26 protein-coding genes are annotated in these 22,355 nt (G+C 64.8%); 18 read left to right on the top strand and 8 right to left on the bottom strand.

What is annotated here, in order from left to right:
• Positions 1-63: 63 nt before the first annotated feature.
• Complete coding sequence (gene glnL / locus MST27_RS18360; protein ID WP_243607392.1) at positions 64-1,146, top strand: nitrogen regulation protein NR(II); 1,083 nt, start codon at positions 64-66, stop codon at positions 1,144-1,146.
• Positions 1,143-2,579 (top strand): nitrogen regulation protein NR(I), encoded by a 1,437-nt coding sequence (ntrC, locus tag MST27_RS18355; RefSeq protein WP_243607379.1) that lies wholly within the window; start codon positions 1,143-1,145, stop codon positions 2,577-2,579. Before glnL ends, ntrC begins: the two co-directional genes overlap by 4 nt.
• Before the next feature lie 16 nt (positions 2,580-2,595).
• Here the strand turns inward: ntrC and MST27_RS18350 are convergent, their stop codons facing one another.
• A complete protein-coding gene (locus MST27_RS18350) occupies positions 2,596-3,039 on the bottom strand; it encodes a hypothetical protein (protein WP_243607378.1) in 444 nt (147 codons plus the stop codon).
• On the opposite strand from MST27_RS18350, the gene trmL reads away from it, so the two are divergent.
• The 15 genes from trmL to MST27_RS18275 all read left to right on the top strand — a co-directional run bounded on the left by trmL (position 3,038) and on the right by MST27_RS18275 (position 15,097).
• Positions 3,038-3,499, top strand: a complete 462-nt coding sequence (trmL, locus tag MST27_RS18345) for a tRNA (uridine(34)/cytosine(34)/5-carboxymethylaminomethyluridine(34)-2'-O)-methyltransferase TrmL (protein ID WP_243607377.1) — start codon at positions 3,038-3,040, stop codon at positions 3,497-3,499. The two genes, MST27_RS18350 and trmL, sit on opposite strands and share 2 nt — an antisense overlap.
• 104 nt (positions 3,500-3,603) lie before the next feature.
• Positions 3,604-5,967 (top strand): FdhF/YdeP family oxidoreductase, encoded by a 2,364-nt coding sequence (locus MST27_RS18340; RefSeq protein WP_243607376.1) that lies wholly within the window; start codon positions 3,604-3,606, stop codon positions 5,965-5,967.
• 162 nt (positions 5,968-6,129) lie between these two features.
• Positions 6,130-6,666: an ATP-dependent protease subunit HslV gene (gene hslV / locus MST27_RS18335; protein ID WP_243607375.1), complete on the top strand. Its 537-nt coding sequence runs from the start codon at positions 6,130-6,132 to the stop codon at positions 6,664-6,666.
• A gap of 27 nt (positions 6,667-6,693) precedes the next feature.
• A complete protein-coding gene (gene hslU, locus MST27_RS18330) occupies positions 6,694-8,037 on the top strand; it encodes an ATP-dependent protease ATPase subunit HslU (RefSeq protein ID WP_243607374.1) in 1,344 nt (447 codons plus the stop codon).
• 71 nt (positions 8,038-8,108) lie between these two features.
• Entirely contained in the window at positions 8,109-8,480 is a 372-nt protein-coding gene (locus tag MST27_RS18325; RefSeq protein WP_243607373.1) for a gamma-butyrobetaine hydroxylase family protein, read from the top strand.
• A gap of 175 nt (positions 8,481-8,655) precedes the next feature.
• Entirely contained in the window at positions 8,656-9,426 is a 771-nt protein-coding gene (ubiE, locus tag MST27_RS18320) for a bifunctional demethylmenaquinone methyltransferase/2-methoxy-6-polyprenyl-1,4-benzoquinol methylase UbiE (protein WP_243607372.1), read from the top strand.
• The gene (locus tag MST27_RS18315) at positions 9,426-10,049 is read left to right on the top strand and encodes a ubiquinone biosynthesis accessory factor UbiJ (protein ID WP_243607371.1); all 624 of its coding nucleotides are present in this window, start codon (positions 9,426-9,428) and stop codon (positions 10,047-10,049) included. The genes ubiE and MST27_RS18315 overlap by 1 nt, the downstream gene beginning before the upstream one ends.
• Complete coding sequence (ubiB, locus tag MST27_RS18310) at positions 10,046-11,656, top strand: ubiquinone biosynthesis regulatory protein kinase UbiB (RefSeq protein WP_243607370.1); 1,611 nt, start codon at positions 10,046-10,048, stop codon at positions 11,654-11,656. The genes MST27_RS18315 and ubiB overlap by 4 nt, the downstream gene beginning before the upstream one ends.
• A gap of 49 nt (positions 11,657-11,705) precedes the next feature.
• Complete coding sequence (gene hisI, locus MST27_RS18305) at positions 11,706-12,101, top strand: phosphoribosyl-AMP cyclohydrolase (RefSeq protein ID WP_243607369.1); 396 nt, start codon at positions 11,706-11,708, stop codon at positions 12,099-12,101.
• Positions 12,094-12,426 carry a phosphoribosyl-ATP diphosphatase gene (locus MST27_RS18300; RefSeq protein ID WP_243607368.1) on the top strand — a complete coding sequence of 111 codons (333 nt, stop codon included), beginning with the start codon at positions 12,094-12,096 and terminating at the stop codon, positions 12,424-12,426. The genes hisI and MST27_RS18300 overlap by 8 nt, the downstream gene beginning before the upstream one ends.
• A gap of 23 nt (positions 12,427-12,449) precedes the next feature.
• The gene (gene tatA, locus MST27_RS18295) at positions 12,450-12,680 is read left to right on the top strand and encodes a twin-arginine translocase TatA/TatE family subunit (RefSeq protein ID WP_243607367.1); all 231 of its coding nucleotides are present in this window, start codon (positions 12,450-12,452) and stop codon (positions 12,678-12,680) included.
• A 6-nt stretch (positions 12,681-12,686) separates the two neighbouring features.
• A complete protein-coding gene (gene tatB / locus MST27_RS18290; protein WP_243607366.1) occupies positions 12,687-13,073 on the top strand; it encodes a Sec-independent protein translocase protein TatB in 387 nt (128 codons plus the stop codon).
• Positions 13,070-13,873, top strand: coding sequence for a twin-arginine translocase subunit TatC (tatC, locus tag MST27_RS18285; RefSeq protein ID WP_243607365.1), 804 nt, complete (start codon positions 13,070-13,072; stop codon positions 13,871-13,873). Before tatB ends, tatC begins: the two co-directional genes overlap by 4 nt.
• Positions 13,870-14,577, top strand: a complete 708-nt coding sequence (locus MST27_RS18280; RefSeq protein WP_243607364.1) for a 16S rRNA (uracil(1498)-N(3))-methyltransferase — start codon at positions 13,870-13,872, stop codon at positions 14,575-14,577. The genes tatC and MST27_RS18280 overlap by 4 nt, the downstream gene beginning before the upstream one ends.
• Before the next feature lie 100 nt (positions 14,578-14,677).
• Positions 14,678-15,097 (top strand): UPF0158 family protein, encoded by a 420-nt coding sequence (locus MST27_RS18275; RefSeq protein WP_243607363.1) that lies wholly within the window; start codon positions 14,678-14,680, stop codon positions 15,095-15,097.
• 10 nt (positions 15,098-15,107) lie between these two features.
• On the opposite strand, the gene dtd is transcribed toward MST27_RS18275, so the two are convergent.
• Positions 15,108-15,545 (bottom strand): D-aminoacyl-tRNA deacylase, encoded by a 438-nt coding sequence (dtd, locus tag MST27_RS18270; RefSeq protein ID WP_243607362.1) that lies wholly within the window; start codon positions 15,543-15,545, stop codon positions 15,108-15,110.
• Positions 15,545-16,516 (bottom strand): prolyl aminopeptidase, encoded by a 972-nt coding sequence (gene pip / locus MST27_RS18265; protein WP_243607361.1) that lies wholly within the window; start codon positions 16,514-16,516, stop codon positions 15,545-15,547. Before pip ends, dtd begins: the two co-directional genes overlap by 1 nt.
• Before the next feature lie 78 nt (positions 16,517-16,594).
• Here pip and MST27_RS18260 point away from each other — a divergent pair, with 78 nt between their 5' ends.
• Complete coding sequence (locus tag MST27_RS18260) at positions 16,595-17,026, top strand: hypothetical protein (RefSeq protein ID WP_243607360.1); 432 nt, start codon at positions 16,595-16,597, stop codon at positions 17,024-17,026.
• Positions 17,027-17,108: 82 nt separating this feature from the next.
• On the opposite strand, the gene MST27_RS18255 is transcribed toward MST27_RS18260, so the two are convergent.
• The 5 genes from MST27_RS18255 to MST27_RS18235 form a co-directional block, all read right to left on the bottom strand.
• Complete coding sequence (locus tag MST27_RS18255) at positions 17,109-17,651, bottom strand: lipocalin family protein (protein WP_243607359.1); 543 nt, start codon at positions 17,649-17,651, stop codon at positions 17,109-17,111.
• 10 nt (positions 17,652-17,661) lie between these two features.
• Positions 17,662-17,916: an outer membrane protein assembly factor BamE domain-containing protein gene (bamE, locus tag MST27_RS18250; protein WP_243607358.1), complete on the bottom strand. Its 255-nt coding sequence runs from the start codon at positions 17,914-17,916 to the stop codon at positions 17,662-17,664.
• A gap of 144 nt (positions 17,917-18,060) precedes the next feature.
• Entirely contained in the window at positions 18,061-18,663 is a 603-nt protein-coding gene (locus tag MST27_RS18245; protein ID WP_243607357.1) for a DUF924 family protein, read from the bottom strand.
• Between the two features lie 3 nt (positions 18,664-18,666).
• Positions 18,667-19,677 carry a class 1 fructose-bisphosphatase gene (locus MST27_RS18240; RefSeq protein WP_243607356.1) on the bottom strand — a complete coding sequence of 337 codons (1,011 nt, stop codon included), beginning with the start codon at positions 19,675-19,677 and terminating at the stop codon, positions 18,667-18,669.
• 167 nt (positions 19,678-19,844) lie between these two features.
• Complete coding sequence (locus MST27_RS18235; protein WP_243607355.1) at positions 19,845-22,304, bottom strand: glycogen/starch/alpha-glucan phosphorylase; 2,460 nt, start codon at positions 22,302-22,304, stop codon at positions 19,845-19,847.
• Between the last annotated feature and the right edge of the window lie 51 nt (positions 22,305-22,355).

Raw genomic sequence — 22,355 nt, 5'->3', positions numbered from 1 at the left:
GAAAAGGAGCGCCTTGGTTTGCTTCTTGCATTTCCTGTCGTCATCTCCCGGATGCAGATAGCCATGATCTCCGAAGCCCTACAGCGCCTGCTGATCGAGAATCTCACCACCGCCACGCTCCTGCTCGATTCACGGTTGCGCCTGCAGCACATGAACCCGGCCGCCGAAATGCTGCTGGCGGTGAGCGGGCAACGCAGTCATGGCCAGTTCATCAGCGAGCTCTTCACCGAGTCACCCGAAGCGCTCGCTGCGCTGCGCATGGCTGTCGAGGAAGCCCATCCTTTCACCAAGCGCGAGGCGACCCTGACCTCCGCCAGCGGCCAGTCGTTGACGGTGGACTACGCCGTGACACCGGTGCTGACCAAGCAGGAGACGATGCTGTTGCTCGAGGTGCTGCCGCGCGATCGCCTGCTGCGGATCACCAAGGAAGAGGCCCAGCTGTCCAAGCAGGAAACCACCAAGATGCTGGTCCGCGGCCTGGCCCATGAGATCAAGAACCCGCTCGGCGGCATCCGCGGCGCGGCGCAGTTGCTGGCCCGCGAGCTGCCCGAGGAGCACCTGAAGGATTACACCGAGGTGATCATCGAGGAGGCCGATCGGCTGCGCAATCTGGTCGATCGCATGCTCGGCTCGAACAAGCTGCCGTCACTGTCGATGGTCAACATCCACGAAGTGCTGGAGCACGTGGCGAGCCTGATCGAAGCTGAGTCACAGGGCAGCCTCATTTTGGTGCGCGACTACGACCCGAGCATTCCCGAGCTGCTCATGGACCATGAGCAGATGATCCAGGCCGTGCTCAACATCATGCGCAACGCGATGCAGGCTCTTGCCGGGCAGACCGAACTGGGCCTCGGTCGACTGACCCTGCGTACCCGCACCCTGCGCCAGTTCACCATCGGCCATATCCGCCACCGCCTGGTCGCGCGCATCGAGATCATCGACAACGGCCCGGGTATTCCCGCCGAACTGCAGAACACCCTCTTCTACCCGATGGTCAGCGGCCGCCCCGACGGCACCGGCCTGGGCCTCGCGATCACCCAGAACATCATCAGTCAGCACCAGGGCCTGATCGAATGCGAAAGCCATCCCGGGCATACCGCGTTCTCGATCTTCCTGCCGCTGGAAAATGGAGCACCAACCGCATGAGCCGCAGCGAAACTGTCTGGATTATCGACGACGACCGTTCCATCCGTTGGGTGCTGGAAAAGGCCCTGCAACAGGAGGGCATGACCACTCAGAGCTTCGATAGCGCCGAAGGCGTGCTGTCGAAACTGGCGCGGCAGCAGCCGGACGTGATCATCTCGGACATCCGCATGCCGGGCATCAGCGGGCTGGACCTGCTGGCACAGATTCGCGAACTCTACCCGCGGCTTCCCGTCATCATCATGACGGCGCACTCGGACCTCGACAGCGCGGTGGCGTCCTACCAAGGGGGGGCATTCGAATACCTGCCCAAGCCATTCGACGTCGACGATGCCGTCTCCCTGGTCAAGCGCGCCGGGCTGCATGCCAAGGAGCAGCAGGCGACCCACCAGCCGGCCGGCCAACCGCGCACCCCGGAGATCATCGGCGAGGCGCCGGCGATGCAGGAGGTGTTCCGCGCGATCGGCCGTCTCAGCCACTCCAATATCACCGTGCTGATCAACGGTGAGTCCGGCACCGGCAAGGAGCTGGTCGCCCACGCCCTGCATCGCCACAGCCCGCGCTCAGCCTCGCCCTTCATCGCTCTGAACATGGCAGCGATACCCAAGGATCTGATGGAATCGGAGCTGTTCGGCCACGAGAAGGGCGCCTTCACTGGCGCAGCCAACCAGCGTCGCGGGCGCTTCGAACAGGCCGACGGCGGCACCCTGTTCCTCGACGAGATCGGCGACATGCCGGCCGACACCCAGACCCGTCTGCTGCGCGTGCTGGCCGACGGCGAGTTCTACCGCGTCGGTGGCCATACGCCGGTGAAGGTGGACGTGCGCATCATCGCTGCGACCCATCAGGACCTGGAAAGCCTGGTGCAAGCCGGCAAGTTCCGCGAAGACCTGTTCCACCGGCTCAATGTCATCCGCATCCATATCCCGCGGCTGTCCGACCGACGCGAGGACATCCCCGCGCTGGCCTCGCACTTTCTCGCCAGCGCGGCGACGGAGCTCTCGGTCGAAACCAAGCTGCTCAAGAGCGAGACCGAGGAATACCTGCAGAACCTGCCCTGGCCCGGCAATGTGCGCCAGCTGGAGAACACCTGCCGCTGGATCACGGTCATGGCGTCCGGGCGCGAAGTGCACGTCGACGATCTGCCACCGGAGCTGCTCAACCAGCCTGCCGACGCCATGCCGTCGAACAACTGGGAGCAGGCGCTGCGCCATTGGGCGGACCTGGCCCTGGCGCGCGGCCAGTCGAACCTGCTCGACGAAGCGGTACCGGCCTTCGAGCGCATCATGATCGAGACGGCGCTCAAGCACACCGCCGGGCGCCGGCGCGATGCGGCCCTGCTGCTCGGCTGGGGCCGCAACACCCTGACGCGCAAGATCAAGGAACTTGGCATGGGCGGGGACAGCGGCGACGACGACGAAAACGACGAAGGCTGATCGCCAGCGCCGCGGATCAACCCCGCGGCCGCACCTGGAGGTCCAGCCGCCAGCCGCCTTCGACCTTCTCGCCATGCCATTGCGCCACCAGTGGCCGGGTCGCGACCAGGTGCAGCAACAACCCGCGCTCAGTGGTCTGAACGCGCCAGTTGCTGCGCACCCCGGTCAGCTCGATCTGTCCGTTCTGCGCCTCGCCCTGCGCCTGAAACAGCATGCCCACCGCACCCTCGACGTCCTGGCTGTAAAGTTCCGGCTCACGATCGAACCACAGCCGCAGCCCGTCGTCCGTGGGCTCCACGCGCAACAGCTGCACCGGCCCGGGCTTGAACACACGCCCAAGAAACGAACCGAACAGCAGCCCGAGCAGTACCAGCGAGGCGAAATAGCGTCGTCGCAAACGAGGTAGCGGATCCTCATCCGCAGTAGACTGCCGGTCGTTTTCAGAGTCGGTGCCGCGCATGTTCCATGTGATCCTTTTCCAGCCGGAGATTCCGCCGAATACCGGCAACATTATCAGGCTCTGCGCCAATGCCGGCTGCAGCCTGCACCTGATCGAGCCCCTGGGGTTCGAACTCGACGACAAGCGCCTTCGCCGCGCCGGCCTCGACTATCACGAATATGCCCCGCTCCGGCGGCACGCCGACCTGGACAGCTGCCTGGACAGCATCGGCCGCCCCCGGTTGTTTGCCTTCACCACCAAGGGCTCGCAGCCGTTCCATCAGGTCCGCTTCCAACGTGGCGATGCCTTTCTGTTCGGCCCGGAGAGCCGTGGCCTGCCACCGGAGATCCGCGACGCCCAACCCAGCGACCGGCGTCTGCGCCTGCCGATGCGCCCGGACAGCCGCAGCCTGAACCTGTCCAATACCGTCGCGGTAGCCGTGTACGAGGCCTGGCGCCAGCTCGATTTCGCCCTCGAATAGGTCGCTATCCGGTCCTTTTACCCTGTTGTCAGTAAGGTTGAACGTTCATACCCACCCCACGTCGTAACTAGTACTTGCCGCCGCGCACAGCACAGGAGGATGACGTGAGCCAGCCATCGTTCAAGCCCTACCAGGCGCCCTCCGGCGGTTGGGGTTCTGCCTACTCGGTAGCCAACATTCTGGTGCGCGAGAGGATTCCGCTGTCGGGCGCCGCGCTGCTGCTCAAACAGAACAAGCCCATCGACGGCTTCGCCTGCGTCAGTTGCGCCTGGGCCAAGCCGCACCCGTCCCGCCCGCTATCTTTTTGCGAGAACGGCGCCAAGGCGACCGCCTGGGAGAACACCAGCCGGCGTTGCGGACCCGACTTCTTCGAACGTCACACGGTGAGCGAACTGCTCAACTGGACGGACTTCGACCTCGAACAGCAGGGCCGGCTGACCCATCCCATGCGCTATGACGCGGCCAGCGACAAGTACCGCCCCGTCGCCTGGGATGAAGCCTTCGCCGAGATCGGACGCGAACTCAAGGCCATGGCCGACCCGAACGAGGTGGTGTTCTACATGTCCGGGCGGGCAGCGCTGGAAACCGCCTACATGTACGCCGTCCTGGCGCGGATGTACGGCACCAACAACCTGCCCGACAGCTCCAACATGTGCCACGAGAGCACCTCCGTTGCGCTGCCGGAAAGCATCGGGGTGCCGGTCGCCACCGTAACCCTGAACGACCTGCACAAGATGGACGGCATGCTGTTCTTCGGCCAGAACACCGGTACCAGCAGCCCGCGCATGCTGCACCAGCTACAGGAAGCGCGCGAGCGAGGCGCGCCGATCATCACCTTCAATCCCATTCGCGAGCGCGGCCTGGAGCGCTTCGTCAATCCGCAATCGCCGCGCGAGATGCTGACACCGGACGAAACGAAGGTCAGCACCCAGTACCACCAGGTGAAGATCGGCGGCGACATCGCCGCGATCGCCGGCATGTGCAAGGCCTTGTTCGACCTGGACGACGAGGCTGTCGCGGCCGGCCGCCCGCGCGTGCTGGACGTCGCATTCATCGAACAGCACACCCAGGGCTTCGAGGCCTTCGAGGCGCGCATGCGGGGCTACAGCTGGCCGATGCTCGAGCGTCGCTCCGGTCTCAGCCGCAGCGCGATGGAAGCCGCTGCCGTCGAGTACGCCCGTTGCGATCGGGTAATCGCTGCCTACGGCATGGGGCTGACCCAGCACCGGCATGGCGTGCAAGCGATCCAGATGCTGGTCAACCTGCTGCTCATGCGCGGCAACATGGGCAAGGAAGGTGCCGGCATCCTGCCCGTGCGCGGGCACTCGAACGTACAGGGCCAACGGACCGTCGGAATTACCGAAAAGGCCAAGAAGGTGCCGGCGGACAACCTTCGCCGCCAGTTCGGCTTCGAGCCGCCCAGCGAGGATGGCGTCAATACCATCGAGGCTTGCGAGGGCATTCTGGACGGCCGAATCAAGGGCTTCGTCGCCATGGGCGGCAATTTCGTCCGGGCCATCCCGGACACGCTGCAAATGGAGCCGGCCTGGCGCAAGCTGCAGCTCTCCGTACAAGTCTCGACCAAGCTCAACCGCAACCATCTGGTGACTGGCAAGATTTCCTACATCCTGCCATGCCTGGGCCGCACCGAAATCGATCGCCAGGCGACCGGCGAGCAGCACCACACCACTGAAGACAGCACCGGTTGCATTCGGGCCTGGCGCGGCGTGGCCGAGCCGGCGGCCGAGGGGCTGCTGTCAGAACCGGCGATCGTTGCGCGACTGGCAAAGGCCACGCTGGTTGACAACCCGAACCTCGACTGGGACGCCTGGGTCGGCAATTACGGGCTGGTCCGCGACGCCATCGCCGAGAGCTATCCCGAGATCTTTCACGACTTCAACGTGCGCATGATGGAGCCCGGCGGCTTCCACCGTCCGCTGGGTGCGAGCAAACGCGAGTGGGCGACCGAGTCAGGGAAGGCCAACTTCATCAACCCGCCTTCGCTTGCCGAAGACCCGGACACCGAGGCCGGCGGCCACGAAGCCCGCGATGTGCTGCAGCTCATGACGCTGCGCAGCAACGACCAGTTCAACACCACCGTATACGGCTACAACGACCGCTTCCGCGGCATCCAGGGCACCCGCGCGGTGATCCTGATGAACAGCAACGACATGGCACGGCTCGGCTTTGCCGAAGGGGACAAGCTCGAGGCGATCACCGTGGTCCACGACGGCGTACACCGTTCGGTCAGGCCGTTGCGCGTCACGCCTTACAACATCCCGGAAGGCTGCTGCGCCGGCTATTACCCCGAATGCAACGCGCTGCTGCCGGTCTGGCATCACGCCGAGCGCAGCAAGGTGCCGGCGGCCAAGTCGATTCCCGTGCGGCTGCGTAAGGTGATCGCCTTCAGCGACGACCCGAAGGTGCCGCGCGAGCCCGATCCACCAGCGGGCGTCGGTGCCGCGTAAGGCGACCCCTGCAGGCCGGTGCATCTGCCCATCGGGTCGCACCGGCCGGCTTCGCGCCCCACGCTGGGTTGAGGATTCAACGCCTGGTTGAAATGCGTGGCAGCGTGCCCCATATCAAGCGCATTCGGGCATTCATCGCCCCGCTGCGTGGAGATTTCCCCCTTGACCACCATCGTTTCAGTGCGCCGCAACGGCAAAGTCGTCATGGGCGGCGACGGCCAGGTTTCCCTTGGCAATACCGTCATGAAAGGCAACGCCAAGAAGGTTCGTCGCCTCTACCATGGCCAGGTGCTAGCCGGTTTCGCAGGCGCCACCGCCGATGCCTTTACCCTTTTCGAGCGCTTCGAAGGCCAACTGGAAAAACACCAGGGCCACCTGGTGCGCGCCGCCGTCGAGCTGGCGAAAGACTGGCGCACCGACCGTTCGCTGAGCCGCCTGGAAGCCATGCTCGCCGTGGCCAACAAAGACGCCTCGCTGATCATCACGGGTAACGGCGACGTCGTTCAGCCGGAACACGACCTGATCGCAATGGGCTCCGGCGGCGGTTTCGCCCAGGCTGCGGCCCTCGCCCTGCTGCAGAAGGGCGGCGACGAGATGAGCGCCCAGGAAATCGCCGAAACGGCATTGAACATTGCCGGCACCATCTGTGTCTTCACCAACCAGAATCTGACCATCGAGGAACTCGACAGCGCCAACTGAGCGCTCGAGTCCCGGAGTACCTGAAACATGTCCATGACGCCTCGCGAGATCGTCCACGAACTCAACCGCCACATCATCGGCCAGGACGACGCCAAGCGTGCCGTCGCCATCGCCCTGCGCAACCGCTGGCGGCGCATGCAGCTGGCCCCCGAGCTGCGCCCTGAAGTCACGCCCAAGAACATCCTGATGATCGGCCCGACCGGTGTCGGCAAGACCGAGATCGCCCGTCGCCTGGCCAAGCTGGCCAACGCGCCCTTCATCAAGGTCGAAGCGACCAAGTTCACCGAGGTGGGCTATGTCGGTCGCGATGTCGAATCGATCATCCGCGATTTGGCGGATGCCGCTCTGAAGCTGCTGCGCGAGCAGGAAGTCGTGAAGATGCGCCATCGCGCCGAGGACGCCGCCGAAGAGCGCATTCTCGATGCGCTGCTGCCCCAGGCCCGCCCGGTGGGCTTCAGCGAGGAGCCGATGCAGAGCACCGATTCCAACACCCGCCAGCTGTTTCGCAAGCGCCTGCGGGAAGGTCAGCTGGACGACAAGGAAATCGACATCGAAGTGGCCGAGAACCCGGGCGGCGTGGAAATCATGGCGCCGCCGGGCATGGAGGAGATGACCAACCAGCTGCAGAATCTCTTCGCCAATATGGGCAAGGGCAAGAAGAAGAGCCGCAAGCTGAAGATCAAGGACGCGCTCAAGCTGGTCCGCGACGAGGAAGCGGCGCGCCTGGTCAACGAAGAAGAGCTCAAGGCGCGTGCGCTGGAAGCGGTGGAGCAGAACGGCATCGTCTTCATCGACGAGATCGACAAGGTCGCCAAGCGCGGCAACACCAGCGGCGCGGACGTCTCGCGTGAAGGCGTGCAGCGCGATCTCTTGCCGCTGATCGAGGGCAGCACGGTCAATACCAAACTGGGCATGGTCAAGACCGACCATATCCTGTTCATCGCCTCGGGTGCCTTCCATCTGTCCAAGCCCAGCGACCTGGTGCCAGAGCTGCAGGGCCGCCTGCCGATTCGGGTCGAGCTCAAGGCCCTGTCGCCCGAAGACTTCGAGCGCATCCTCACCGAACCGCACGCCTCGCTCACCGAGCAGTATCGTGAGCTGCTGAAAACCGAGGGGCTGGCCATCGAATTCACCGGCGACGGCATCAAGCGCCTCGCGGAGATCGCCTGGCAGGTCAACGAGAAGACCGAAAACATCGGTGCGCGCCGCCTGCACACGCTGCTCGAGCGCCTGCTCGAGGAAGTCTCCTTCAGCGCCGGCGACCTGGCCGGTCAGCAGAACGGCGAACCGATCCGCATCGACACCGCCTACGTCAACAGCCACCTCGGCGAACTGGCCGAGGATGAGGATCTGTCGAGGTATATCCTTTAAGGCAGCTGAACGCCAGGAGCCGGAAGTGACAGCGCTGCTTCCGGCTTCCGGCCTCTACCGAGTAGACGTCCATGCACATTCCCACCGCGATCAAACTGCACAAGCGCTCCAGGACACTGGAACTGGAATACGGAACGGCGCGCTATGAACTGCCGGCCGAGTTCCTGCGTGTCCATTCGCCGTCCGCCGAAGTGCAGGGGCACGGCAACCCGGTACTGCAGACCGGCAAGATCAATGTCGCGCTCGAGGGCATCGAGCCGGCTGGACAGTACGCACTCAAGCTCGTCTTCAGCGACGGCCATGACAGCGGCCTGTACACCTGGGACTACCTGCATCACCTCGCGACGCACCAGCAGGCGATGTGGGACCGCTATCTGGACGATCTGACCAAGGCGGGCAAATCCCGCGACCCGGATGTTTCGCCGGTGAAGTTGATGCTTTAGGGGCTGGGGCGAACCACCTGCCGCTTCATCTCCTGGTGCATTCCTCGGCCTTCGCGACAAAACGACACGGCCGACGCAACGCGCGAACGCTCGACCTTCCAGGCTCCAGCGCTTTTGTCGGCTCCATCGCTTTTTAGGTTTAGAATGCGGGGCACATTCTTCCGGTGACAGTGACATGACCGATCCCCGCAAAGCGCATGACGCAGAGCCCACCACGCACTTCGGCTACAAGAACGTGCCGGAGAGCGAGAAGGCCCAGAAAGTGGCTGAAGTCTTCCACTCGGTGGCCGCCAAGTACGACCTGATGAACGACCTCATGTCCGGTGGCGTGCACCGGCTGTGGAAACGGTTCACCATCGAGCTGTCCGGCGCGCGCCAGGGCAACCGCATTCTCGACATTGCCGGCGGCACGGGTGATCTCACGCGTCAGTTCTCACGCATCGTCGGGCCGACCGGCGAGGTGGTACTGGCAGACATCAATGCCTCGATGCTCAAGGTCGGCCGCGACCGGCTGCTCGACAAGGGCGTGACCGGCAACGTCAAGTTCGTCCAGGCCGACGCGGAAAAGCTGCCCTTCCCGGACAACCATTTCGATGTGGTCACCATCGCCTTCGGCCTGCGCAACGTGACCCACAAGGAAGACGCGCTGCGCTCCATGCTGCGGGTGCTCAAACCGGGCGGCCGGCTCTTGGTGCTGGAGTTCTCCAAACCCACCAACCCGCTGTTCTCCAAGGCCTACGACGCCTACTCGTTCAGCCTGCTGCCGATGATGGGCAAGCTCATCACCAATGACTCGGAGAGCTACCGCTACCTGGCCGAGTCGATCCGCATGCATCCGGACCAGGAAACGCTCAAGGGCATGATGGCCGACGCCGGTTTCGAGCGCGTCACCTATCACAACATGACCGGCGGCATCGTCGCCTTGCATCGCGGCATCAAACCCTGATGTTGCGCACGGCCCTGCTCGCCGCCGCCGAGCGCGGCATCAATCGTGCCCTGCGCCTGGATCCGAGCGCCCTGCCGCGGCTGGCCCGGCTCGCGGGCAGGATCATCGAGGTCGATTGCACCAGACCTGCCTGGCGCCTGTATATCCTCGCCGACAGCGAGGGCCTGCGGCTGGCAGCGGACTGGGGAAGCGAACCCGACTGCCGGCTGCGCGCACCGGCGGCGAGCTTGCTGCGCCTGGCCACCAGTCGCAACAAGACGGCGATCCTGCACGGCCCTGACGTCGAGATCGACGGCGACAGCGGGGTCTTGATGGCCCTCGCCGAAGTCTTGCAGGACCTGGAGCTGGACTGGGAGTACGAAGTCTCGCGTCTGCTCGGACCTGTCGCGACCCAGCTGCTCGGCACCGGCGTACGCAACCAGGCCCAATGGTGGCGCGACAGCGCCGACAGCCTGCGTCAGGACCTGGCCGACTACCTCAACGAAGAATCGCGAACCCTGGTGGGCACCGCCGAGGCCGAAACCCGCTTCGCCGAACTCGACCGCCTCAAGCTCGATCTCGACCGCCTCGAGGCACGAATCGAACGGCTCGCCCAATCCCTGAATCCAGATCGTTCCGAATGAAGCTGTTCGCCGCGGCACGCCGCCTTTTTCGCATCCTGCTGGTGGTCATCCGCTACCGCCTCGACGACATCATTCTCGACCTGCCGATGCCCTGGTGGCTGCGTGCGACCAGCTATCTGCTGCCCTGGCGCTGGCTACCGCGCCGCCGTAGCGCGCTGTCCCGCGGGGCCCGCCTGCGCCTGGCACTGGAAGGCCTGGGCCCGATCTTCATCAAGTTCGGCCAGATTCTTTCGACCCGCCGCGACCTGTTGCCGCTGGATATCGCCGAAGAGCTGGCGATGCTGCAGGACCGCGTGCCGCCCTTCGATTCGGCCGTCGCCACCGCGCTCATCGAGCGTCAGCTCGGTGCGCCGGTCGGTCAGCTGTTCGCCCGCTTCGACAGCAAGCCGCTGGCCTCCGCCTCGGTGGCCCAGGTGCACGCGGCCAAGCTGCGCAGCGGCGAGGAAGTGGTGGTCAAGGTGGTACGGCCCAACCTGCGACCGGTCATCAGCCAGGATCTCGCCTGGCTGTTCCTGCTGGCCAAGACGGCCGAGCGCGCCTCCACCGAGGCCCGTCGCCTGCATCTGGTCGAGGTGGTCGACGACTACGCCAAGACGATCTATGACGAACTGGACCTGCTGCGCGAGGCGGCCAACGCGAGCCAGCTCAAGCGCAACTTCCAGGGCTCGCCGCTGCTCTACGTGCCGCAGGTGTACTGGGACCTGTGCCGGCCGCAGGTGCTGGTCATGGAGCGCATCTACGGCGTGCCGGTGACCGACATGACGCGCCTGGCTGAGCAGCGCACCGACATGAAGCAGCTGGCCGAGCGCGGCGTGGAGATCTTCTTCACCCAGGTCTTTCGCGACAGCTTCTTCCACGCCGACATGCATCCCGGCAACATCTTCGTCAGCACACATCAGCCGTGGAACCCACAGTACATCGCGGTGGATTTCGGCATCGTCGGCAGCCTCACGCCCGAAGACCAGGACTACCTGGCCCGCAACCTCGTGGCCTTCTTCAAGCGCGACTACCGCAAGGTCGCCCAGCTGCACATCGACTCGGGCTGGGTCCCGGCGGAAACCAAGGTCAACGAGTTCGAGGCGGCCATCCGCACCGTCTGCGAACCCATCTTCGAAAAACCACTCAAGGACATCTCTTTCGGCCAGCTGCTGGTACGCCTGTTCCAGGTGGCTCGACGCTTCAACATGGAAGTGCAGCCGCAACTGGTGCTGCTGCAGAAGACGTTGCTGAACATCGAGGGGCTGGGGCGCGAACTCTACCCCGAGCTCGACCTCTGGGCGACCGGCCAGCCCTATCTCGAACGCTGGATGCGCGAGCGCATGAGCCCGAAACAACTCTTGAAGAACGCCCAGGCGCAGATCGAACAACTGCCGCACCTGGCCGGCATGACCCGCGAACTGCTCGAGCGCATGTCCAACCCGCACGCGAACAATCTGCCGCCGCCTTGGCGCGAACAGCGCGACCATTGGCCGCTGCGCCTGGTTGGCGCGGCCCTGCTGGGCGGTGGTGCGACGCTGGCGGCCAGCGCGCAGAGCCTGTCGGCGCTGGCCACCTGGCCCGCCTGGCTGATGCTGGCGGCCGGTGTCTACATCGTGGTGCGCCGATAGCCAGCGGTCGGGCGGGCTGGCACACTGGACGCACTGAGTGGAGAATCCGATGAACTGGCTGGACCAAATCAACTGGAACGAAGACGGCCTGGTGCCGGCCATCGCCCAGGACCATCAGACCGGGCGCATCCTGATGATGGCCTGGATGAATCGCGAGGCGCTGGCGCTGACCGCGGCAGAAAACCGCGCCATCTATTGGTCACGTTCGCGTGGCAAGCTGTGGCGCAAGGGCGAGGAGTCCGGGCATGTGCAAAAGCTTCATGAGCTGCGCCTGGATTGCGACGCCGACGTCATCGTGATGAGGGTCGAGCAGATCGGTGGTATTGCCTGCCACACCGGCCGCGAAAGCTGCTTCTATCGGGTCTTCGAGAACGGTGACTGGAAAACCGTCGACGCCGTGCTCAAGGACCCGCACGCGATCTATGCGGAGCACAAGCATGAGTGACACCCTCACCCGCCTGGCCGAGGTGCTGGAAGCCCGCAAGGGCGCGGCCGCCGACAGCTCCTATGTTGCCAGCCTGTATCACAAGGGCCTGAACAAGATCCTGGAAAAGGTCGGCGAGGAATCGATCGAAACCATCCTCGCCGCCAAGGACGCGGCCGCCAGCGGCGACGCCAGCGACCTGATATACGAGACCGCAGATCTCTGGTTTCACAGCCTGGTGATGCTTGCCGCGCTGGACCAGCACCCGCAGGCGGTGCTGGACGAACTGGACCGGCGGTTTGGACTTTCCGGGCTGGCGGAAAAGGCCGCACGCCCACAATCCTGACAATCTATTTGGAGTAATGCAGCATGGGTTTTGGTGGAATCAGCATCTGGCAACTCCTGATCATCCTGCTCATCGTCGTCATGTTGTTCGGCACCAAGCGCCTCAAGGGCCTGGGTTCGGACCTCGGTGACGCGATCAAGGGTTTCCGCAAGTCGATGGGCACCGAGGACGAGAAGCCCGGTGTCGAGGAAAAGCAGAGCCACACCATCGATGCCGAGGCCCGCAAGGTCGACGATCCAGCCAAGAAGAACTGACACGCCATGTTCGATATTGGCTTCACCGAGCTGTTGCTGGTCGGCCTGATCGCGCTGTTCGTGCTGGGCCCGGAGCGCTTGCCGGGCGCCGTACGCACCGCAGGTCTGTGGATCGGCCGCGCCAAGCGCAGCTTCGCCAACATCAAGGCCGAGGTCGAACGCGAGATCGGCGCCGACGAGATCCGTCGCCAGCTGCACAACGAGCGCATCCTCGACCTCGAGCGGGAAATGAAGCAGAGCATCATGCCCAGCTCGCCGAACAGCAGCGCCGCCTCGCCGCAATCCGCCACACCGCCGCCGGATGCCAGCAGCGACCTGAGCGCGCCCGCAACCGAAACCAAGCCCGTCGACACGGCCCCCGTTCCCCGCCCGGACAAATCGCCTGAGCCATGAGCAATACATCCATCGACGACCAGGAAATGCCGCTGGTTGCCCACCTGACGGAGTTGCGCAAGCGCTTGTTGCGCTGTGTGGCGGCCATTCTCGTGCTGTTCGCCGGGCTGTTCTATTTCTCCCAGCAGATTTACGCGTTGGTGGCCGCGCCGCTGCGGGCCTACCTGCCCGAAGGCGCGACGATGATCGCGACCGGCGTCGCCTCGCCGTTCCTCACGCCGTTCAAGCTGACCATGATGGTGGCGCTGTTCCTGTCGATGCCGGTGATCCTGTACCAGATCTGGGGGTTCATCGCGCCCGGCCTGTACAAGCACGAGAAGCGCATCGCGGTGCCCCTGCTGATTTCCAGCATCTTCCTGTTCTACGGCGGCATGGCCTTCGCGTACTTCGTGGTGTTCCCGATCATGTTCGGTTTCTTCGCCAGCGTGACGCCCGAGGGTGTGGCGATGATGACCGACATCGGCCAGTACCTGGACTTCGTGCTGACGCTGTTCTTCGCCTTCGGCGTGGCGTTCGAGATTCCGGTGGCGACCTTCCTGCTCATCTGGGTCGGTATCGTGGACGTCGCCACCCTGCGCAAGAGCCGGCCCTACGTCGTCGTCGGCTGTTTCGTCGTCGGGATGGTGCTGACGCCACCGGACGTCTTCTCTCAGGCGTTGCTGGCCATCCCGATGTGGCTGCTGTTCGAAGCCGGGGTCATCGCCGGCAGCATGGTGGAAAAACGCGAGGTCGAGTTCCGCGGAGATGCGGAGGGTGATCGGCCGCAACCCGGCGACCAACCGCCCGCTCCCCGTCCGTGAACCTGCTGCTGCTGGAGGCGGCCGACCTGGTCGCCGCCGACCGTGCCGTGGTGCGCGACCGCCGACTCACGCATATCCATGAAGTGCACCGCGCCGAAGCGGGCGAACGCCTGCGCGTCGGCCTGCTGGGCGGCGACATGGGGATGGCACGGCTGCTGCGCCTGACGCCCGATGAAGCGGAGCTGGCCATCGAGCTGGACCGCGCTCCGCCGGCGAAACTGCCGGTCACCCTGCTGTTGGCCCTGCCACGGCCGAAGATGTTGCGCCGGGTGCTGCAGACGGTCGCCGCCATGGGCGTGCCCAGGCTGATCCTGCTCAACAGCTATCGCGTGGAAAAGAGTTTCTGGCAGACGCCCTTCCTCGAGCCGCAGGCGATTCGCGAGCAGCTCCTACTGGGGCTGGAGCAGGCGCGCGATACCGTGCTGCCAGAGGTCGTCATCGAGAAGCGCTTCAAGCCCTTCGTCGAGGATCGGCTACCGGGGCTGGCTGCCGGTACGCGCGGGCTGCTCGGCCACCCCGGCGACCATCCGCCATGCCCGCGCGCGCTGAATGAGCCGGTCACGCTGGCCATTGGCCCGGAAGGCGGCTGGATTCCCTACGAAGTCGAGAAGCTCGCCGCCGCCGGCCTGCAGCCGGTGCAGCTCGGTGAGCGCATCCTGCGGGTCGAGACGGCCGTCAGCGCGCTGCTGGCCCGCCTGTTCTGACGGTCCTCGGCGCCGGTGTCGCCACCTACCGATGAACGTGACGCACGCCATGGGGACTGGCCTGTCATAACACCTGAATCCTCAACAGGCAGTAGCCGCCATGCGTCCCTTGACCATCGACATTCACCGGCTGGAATACGCGCTGGACAACCGCGACGCCAGTGAACATTACCTGGATCTGGAGTCTGGCGAGATCCGGGCGGTCTTTCCTGGCGAGTCGCCACCCGGCGTCAACGAAAAATACGACGTACAGGACGACCGCTACCTGCACATCGAGCCGCTCGGCCTGGCGCAATCGGTCGCCATGCGCGAGGCCTTTCTGTTCACCCTGCACGACCCCAACGCACATGCGGTGCTGAGCCACGCCCTGCAGGGTCGCAAGCCGCTGCGTACCTTCGATTTCAAACTGGAGGATTTCCCCGCGGCGCGTCAGGCCTGGCAGGACTACCAGGCCGTACAGCTACGCGAATACGCCATCACCTGGCTGCACGAAAACGGCCTGGAACCGTCGAAACGCTGAAGCCCGCCTCTCAGCTCTCCAGCAGAAAGGTCACCGGACCGTCGTTCTGCAGGTGCACCTGCATGTCCGCGCCGAAGCGTCCGCATGCGACCCGCGGATGCTGCAACCGCGCCTGGGCCAGCAGGTAGTCATACAGGGCTTCACCGAGCGCTGGCGGCGCGGCGCTGGAGAAACTCGGGCGCAACCCACTGCCGGTATCGGCGGCGAGGGTGAACTGCGAGACCAGCAACAGGCCGCCGCCGGTCTCGATCAGCGACCGATTCATCTTGCCCTGCTCGTCGCTGAAGACCCGATAGCGCAGCAGCTTGTGCAGCAGCTTGTCGGCGCGCGCCTGGTCGTCTTCGCGCTGGACGCCTACCAGCACCAGCAGCCCCTGGTCGATGGAACCGACCACCTCACCCGCTACCTCGACCCGCGCCTGACGCACACGCTGGATCAGTGCCCTCATCAGGCTTCCTCGGGTGGCAGGTCGAGCAGGCGCTGGGCGATGTCTGCCGCGGCGCGGACCAATGCATCGCAGATGCCCGGCTCGGCGGCCGAATGCCCGGCCTCGCGGATGATCTTCAGTTCACTGTTGGGCCAGGCCTCGTGCAGTTCCCACGCGTTCTCCAACGGGCAGATCACGTCGTAGCGGCCGTGCACGATGATGGCGGGCAGATGAGCGATCTTGTGCATGTCGCGCAGCAGCTGGTTCGGCTCGAGAAATGCCTGATTGATGAAGTAGTGGCATTCGATCCGCGCCATCGCCAGGGCTCGATGGGTATCGGAGAAGCGATCGACCACCTGCGTATTCGGACGCAGGGTGGCCGTGCGCCCTTCCCAGCAGGACCAGGCCTTGGCCGCGTGCATCTGGGCAATCTGATCGGTGCCGGTGAGTCGCTTGTAATAGGCCTTGATCAGGTCGCCCCGCTCCTCCGGCGGGATCGGTGCCAGGTAGTCCTGCCAGTAGTCCGGGAATATCCGGCTGGCACCCTCCTGATAGAACCAGGACAGCTCCTGCGGTCGGCAGAGGAAGACGCCACGCAGGATCAGCGCATGGACGCGCTCGGGATAGGCCTGGGCGTAGGCCAGCGACAGGGTCGAGCCCCAGGAACCGCCGAACAATACCCATTTGTCGATGCCCAGGTGCTCGCGGATGCGCTCGATGTCGCTGACGAGGTGGGCGGTGGTGTTGTGCTCCAGGCTGGCGTGAGGCGTCGAGCGGCCGCAGCCGCGCTGGTCGAAGGTGACGATGCGGTACAGCGTCGGATCGAAGAAGCGCCGGCTCAGCGCGTCGCAACCGCCGCCCGGGCCGCCATGCACGAAGAGCACGGGCAGGCCTTCCGGTGACCCACTCTCGTCGACATAGAGAACATGCGGTGCTTCAACCGCCAACTCGTGCCGGGCGTAGGGTTTGATCTCCGGGTATAAGGTCTGCATGGCACACTCCATGGTCGGGACGAGGGGCACTGGCCGCCTGGCGGTTCCGGCATCATAACGAGGATCGAGAGGTTAGGCATGCCCATATGGAAATTAGCAGTAATCGCCGCCATTGCCGCGCTGGCACTCGTCGGGTGCGGTCGTGACGATCCGCAAGCCGCACTCGAAGCGGCCGCGCGATCACTGCAGGACAGCATCGAGAAAAAGGACACCGGCGCGCTGATGGAGCGAATCCATGCCGACTTCAATGCCAACCAGCAACTCGACCGGGACTGGGTCAAACGCACCGCTACGCTGATGTTTCTGCGCAACCGAAAGGTCAGCGTCATCGCGCTGGGCAGCCGAAGCTGGATCGACCCCAGCTATGCGGACAAGGGCCATACCGAGGCGCAGGTCGCCATGACCGGCGCGGAAGGCCTGGTGCCCGAGCGCCTCGGCCATTACGAGGTGAAACTCGAATGGTGGATGGAAGACGGCGAGTGGCAGCTGGCACGGTTGAATTGGGAATAGCGGCCCGCGGATCGAGTCGCCCTGTAGCGAACCCGCGCACCCCGACGGCCATGCCCGCGAACAGGCGAAGCGCCCGAACTCCTCAGGACGATTCGCCGCGCCAGATCAGTTCGCTGGTGTCGTAGCCGCGCTGGCGGGCTTGCTCGAGCAGCCTGTCCCGCATGCTGGCATCGATCTCCTGATCGCGTGACAGCAGCCAGAGGTAATCACGGTCAGGGCTGCCGACCAGCGCCACGCTGTAGGCCTCGTCGAGGTACAGAATCCAGTAGTGACCCTTGGTCAGGCCCGGGAAGAGATTGCTGAACCAGTTGTCGAAACGTACCCAGAGCCGATCGGTGCGCCCAGGCGCCTGCGGCACCGCCTCGCCGACAGCCTGTTCCCATTCCCCGTCGCCGGTTTCGCAGCGGTTGGTCACAGCCACACGGCCGTCCTGCTGCAGCTCGTAGTGCGCCTCGGAACGCACGCAATTGCGCTGGAAGAACATGGGCAGGCGAGCTTGTTCGTACCAGGTCCCCTGGTAACGCTTGAGGTCGACCTGGCCGACGGTTTCGGGCGCATCGTCCGGCTTCGAACCGGCACAACCGGCGAGCAACGTGGCGGTAAACAACAGGATCAGTGCACGCATCGGGTTCTCCTCATTTCAGGCCCTGGCCGGAAAACATCATGACCTTGTCGCCCGCGAACTGGACACTGATGAACCGATTCTTCTGCCCCCAGGTGCAGCTGGACATGCCCAGCGCACCGGCGCACTCGCCCGGCTTGCCGAGCAATTCCTCGACCTCCGCTCGCGACATGCCCGCCTTGAGCTTGGCGAAATTCTCCTGGGTGACCGGGCTGCAGGCAGCCAGCAACGCAACGGCGGGGATCAGCAGCAGATGACGAAACGACATGACGGGGTTCCTTTCGCTAGCGGTCGGCCTCGCTTGGCCGCCCATCGGTTATGCAGATTAGGGGGCTGGAGCCTGGGTAGGTTCCGCGCAGCTTGAGGTTACAGCAGGACCAGGCGCATCCAGATGACGATCTCCCATGGATGGCTAGAAGCGCGAGCCGGGCTCGGCCAGAAAGGCCTGCTCGGCCTCGGTGGACGCTCGGCCAAGGATGTCGTTGCGATGTGGAAAGCGCCCGAAACGAGCGATGACCTGACGGTGGCGCTCGGCGTAGTCGAGGAAGTCGGCGAACAGAGCCTGCTCGTCCGGTGCCGCGATGGTCACGAGCGTTTCGAACTGCTGCACCGCCTGGTCTTGCAGGCCGAGGTGCTCGGCATGCTCGAGCACCAGGTAGATGAAGACGCGCTGTAGCGGCGTGAGCAGTACGTCACCGCCGTGGGCCATGCCGTCGCGCACCAGTTGCTGCGCACGCTCATCACCGGCGAAGGCCCGGGGCGTGCCGCGATAGATCATGCGCGGCAGCTGGTCGAGCAGCAGCACCAGGGCGAGCCAGCCTTCGGGGCTCTCGGCCCAATCGGAGAGTTCGCCGGCCAGCGCCTGGTCCACCCACTCGCCGAAACGCTCGCGGGCCTCGGCGTCCTGCTCGGCCTTGTAGCCGAACCAGAGACGGCTCTTGGCGTCGGCGATTTCCCGGGCGGTGCCGCCCTCGCCGAACCACCAGAGCAGCAGGTCCCGCCAGGGCGCTGGCATGGATCAGCCCTGGTGGTAGCCGGTGGCGCGCTCGACTTCTTCCTTGGAGCCGAGGAAGACCGGTACGCGCTGGTGCAGCGATTCGGGCTGGATGTCGAGGATGCGCTGGGTGCCGTTGGTGGCGGCGCCACCGGCCTGCTCGATGATGAAGGACATCGGGTTGGCTTCGTACATCAGGCGCAGCTTGCCGGGCTTGCCAGGCTCCCGCGCATCCTTGGGGTACATGAAGATGCCGCCGCGGGTCAGGATGCGATGCACATCGGCCACCATCGAGGCGATCCAGCGCATGTTGTAGTTCTTGCCCAACGGGCCCTCGGCACCGGCGAGCAGCTCGCTGACGTAGCGCTGCACCGGGGCTTCCCAATGGCGCTGATTGGACATGTTGATGGCGAATTCGGCGGTGGATTCCGGCACCCGCAGGTTCTCGTGAGTGAGGACGAAGCTGCCCAGCTCGCGGTCGAGGGTGAAGCCCATGACGCCATTACCAAGGGTCAGCATCAGCATGGTCTGCGGACCGTAGATGGCGTAGCCGGCCGCCACCTGCTTGGTGCCCGGCTGGAGGAAGGCTTCTTCGCCGAGGGCATCGTTCTGGGTGAAGCACTCACCCGGGCAGCGCAGCACCGAGAAGATGGTGCCGACGGAGACGTTGACATCGATGTTGCTGGAGCCATCCAGCGGGTCGAACACGAGCAGGTAGGCGCCCTTGGGATACTTGCCGGGAATCTGGTAGGCATTGTCCATTTCCTCGGACGCCATGCCGGCCAGGTGACCGCCCCATTCGTTGGCTTCGAGGAGGATTTCGTTGGACAGGACGTCGAGCTTCTTCTGCACCTCGCCCTGGATGTTTTCGGTCTCGGTCGCCCCGAGCACGCCGCCCAGAGCGCCCTTGGACACGGCGTGGCTGATCTCCTTGCACGCTCGGGCCACTACCTCGATAAGGAAACGCAGATCAGCAGGGGTGTTGTTGCTGCGGGTCTGCTCGATCAGGTAGCGACTCAGGGTTACGCGTGACATGGGATGGCTCCGGAGGATGAAAAAACCCGCGCAGTTTAGCAGGCCAGGGGGAAACTAACCTTCCCTCAGACCCGCCAATCCGCTGCAGGTTCAGCGAAGCGGCAAAGTGCCTGCACGCTCCGTCAGGCGCCGTTTTCCGGCGCCTTTCACTACCTCCATGCGGCGCGTCAGAGCACCTTCCAGATCTCCTCGGCGTACTCGCGAATGGTCCGGTCCGAGGAGAACCAGCCGGTGCGCGCGGTGTTCAGCACGGCCGAACGCCACCAGCTGTCGGCATCGCGCCAGCGCGCCTCGACGTCCAGCTGCGCCTTCCAGTAGGCCTCGAAGTCTGCGCAGACCATGAAGGTATCGTGCCATTTGAGCCCGTCGATCAGGGCGGTGTAGCGCGACGGGTCGTCGGAGGAAAAAGCGCCGTTGCGAATGGCCATCAACACTTCGTTGAGCCGCGGCGACTCGATGATGGTGGCCTCGGCGTTGTACTCGTTGGCCTGCTTGCGCGCCTCCACTTCCTGGGCAGTCATGCCGAAGATGAACATGTGCTCGCGGCCGATCTGCTCGGCCATCTCGACATTGGCGCCATCGAGGGTGCCGATGGTCAGCGCACCGTTGAGGGCGAACTTCATGTTGCTGGTCCCCGACGCTTCGAGGCCGGCCGTCGAGATCTGCTCGGACAGGTCCGCCGCCGGGATGATGCGCTCGGCCAGGCTGACGTTGTAATTGGGCAGGAACACCACTTTCAGCAGGCCGCGCACGGTGGGGTCATCATTGATGGTCCGGGCGATGTCGTTGGTCAGTTTGATGATCAACTTGGCGGTGTGGTAGCTGGCCGCCGCCTTGCCGGCGAAGATCTTCACCCGTGGCACCCAGTGGCCGCCCGGGTCGGAGCGGATCGCCTGGTACAGCGCGACGGTGTGCAGCAGGTTGAGCAGCTGCCGCTTGTACTCATGGATGCGCTTGACGTGCACGTCGAACAGCGCCGTCGGGTCCACGCAGATGCCCAGGCGCTCCTGAATCATGCGTGCCAGCAATTGCTTGTTGTGCCGCCGCTGCGCCGCGAAACGGGCGCGGAAGTCGGCCTGGTCCGCGAAGGGCTCGAGCTGGCGCAGCAGGGTTTCCGGCGAGTCGAGCAATTCCTCCCCGACATGCTCGACCAGCAGCTGCGTCAACTGCGGGTTGGACTGGTAGAGCCAGCGACGGAAGGTGATGCCGTTGGTCTTGTTGCTGATCCGTTTCGGATACAGCGAATGCAGGTCGGTGAACACCGTCTCGCGCATGAGCCCGGTGTGCAGCGCGGAGACGCCGTTCACGCAATGCGAGCCGAGGAACGCAAGGTTGCCCATGCGCACACGGCGACCATGGTCCTCCTGGATCAGCGACACTGATCGCAGCAGGTCGAGGTCGTGGATGCCGCGCTCGCGCAGCGCATCGAGGTGCTGGGCGTTGATCAGGTAGATGATCTGCATGTGCCGCGGCAGCAGGCGCTCCATCAGGCCGACGGGCCAGGTTTCCAGCGCCTCGGGCAGCAGCGTGTGGTTGGTATAGGACAGGGTGCCGACGGTCAGCTCCCAGGCCTTCCGCCAAGGGATGTCGTGGACATCCACCAGCAGGCGCATCAGCTCGGCAACAGCGATTGCGGGGTGGGTGTCGTTGAGCTGGATGGCGGCGAATTCCGGCAGGTTCAACAGCGTGCCGCGCTGGTCCAGGTGACGGCGCAGCAGGTCCTGCAGGGACGCGGCGACAAAGAAATATTCCTGGCGCAGGCGCAGCTCCTGGCCAGCCTCGGTGCTGTCGGCCGGATAGAGCACGCGCGAGATGCTCTCGGCGCGCGCTTCCTCGGCCACGGCGCCGATGTGGTCGCCGGCGTTGAAGCGCTCGAGGTGGAAGTCGGCTTCGGCGCGTGCGCGCCACAGGCGCAGGGTGTTGACGCTCGCACCGCGCCAGCCCACCACCGGGGTGTCGTAGGCGATGGCGCGCACGCCTTCGGCCCAATGCCAGAAATGCTTGGGTTGCTCCTGACTGCCACTTTCCTGTGGCATGGCCACGACGTGCCCGCCAAAGCCGATCAGGTAGGTGACCTCCGGGCGCTCGAATTCCCAGGGGTTGCCGAAATTCAGCCAGGTCTCGGTCTGCTCGTGCTGCCAGCCGTCCACGATCGCCTGCCGGAACAGGCCATGGTCATAGCGGATGCCGTAGCCGTGCGACGCAATACCCAGCGTGGCCATGCTTTCCATGAAGCAGGCCGCCAACCGGCCGAGGCCCCCGTTGCCGAGCGCGGCGTCGGGCTCCAGCACGCGGATGCGCTCGAAATCCACGTCCACGCCCGCCAGCGCCTCGCGCGCCACCTCGAGCAGGCCCAGGTTGCTCAGGCTGTCGGTGAGCAGGCGGCCGATGAGAAATTCCAGCGAGAGGTAGTAGACCCGCTTCTTGCCCTGACGATAGCCCTCTCGTGTGCGGTCCATCCATTGGTCGATCATGCGATCGCGTGTCGCCAGCGCCACTGCCTCGAACCAGTCGTGGTCGGATGCGTGCTCCGGGTCCTTGCCGATCGAATAGGTCAGCTTGCTGATCACGCTTTCTCGGAAAGCCGAAACCTCATCAGCAGCAGCATTGGTTGGTTCTTGCGTCATGGACAGACCTCGTGAAACAGACGGGATAATGAGGGGTTCATGGCAGCGCCG

This window comes from Stutzerimonas marianensis (genome assembly GCF_022810315.1).
GTDB classification, from domain to species: Bacteria; Pseudomonadota; Gammaproteobacteria; order Pseudomonadales; family Pseudomonadaceae; genus Stutzerimonas; species Stutzerimonas marianensis.
This window is presented reverse-complemented; position numbering and strand designations above follow the sequence as displayed.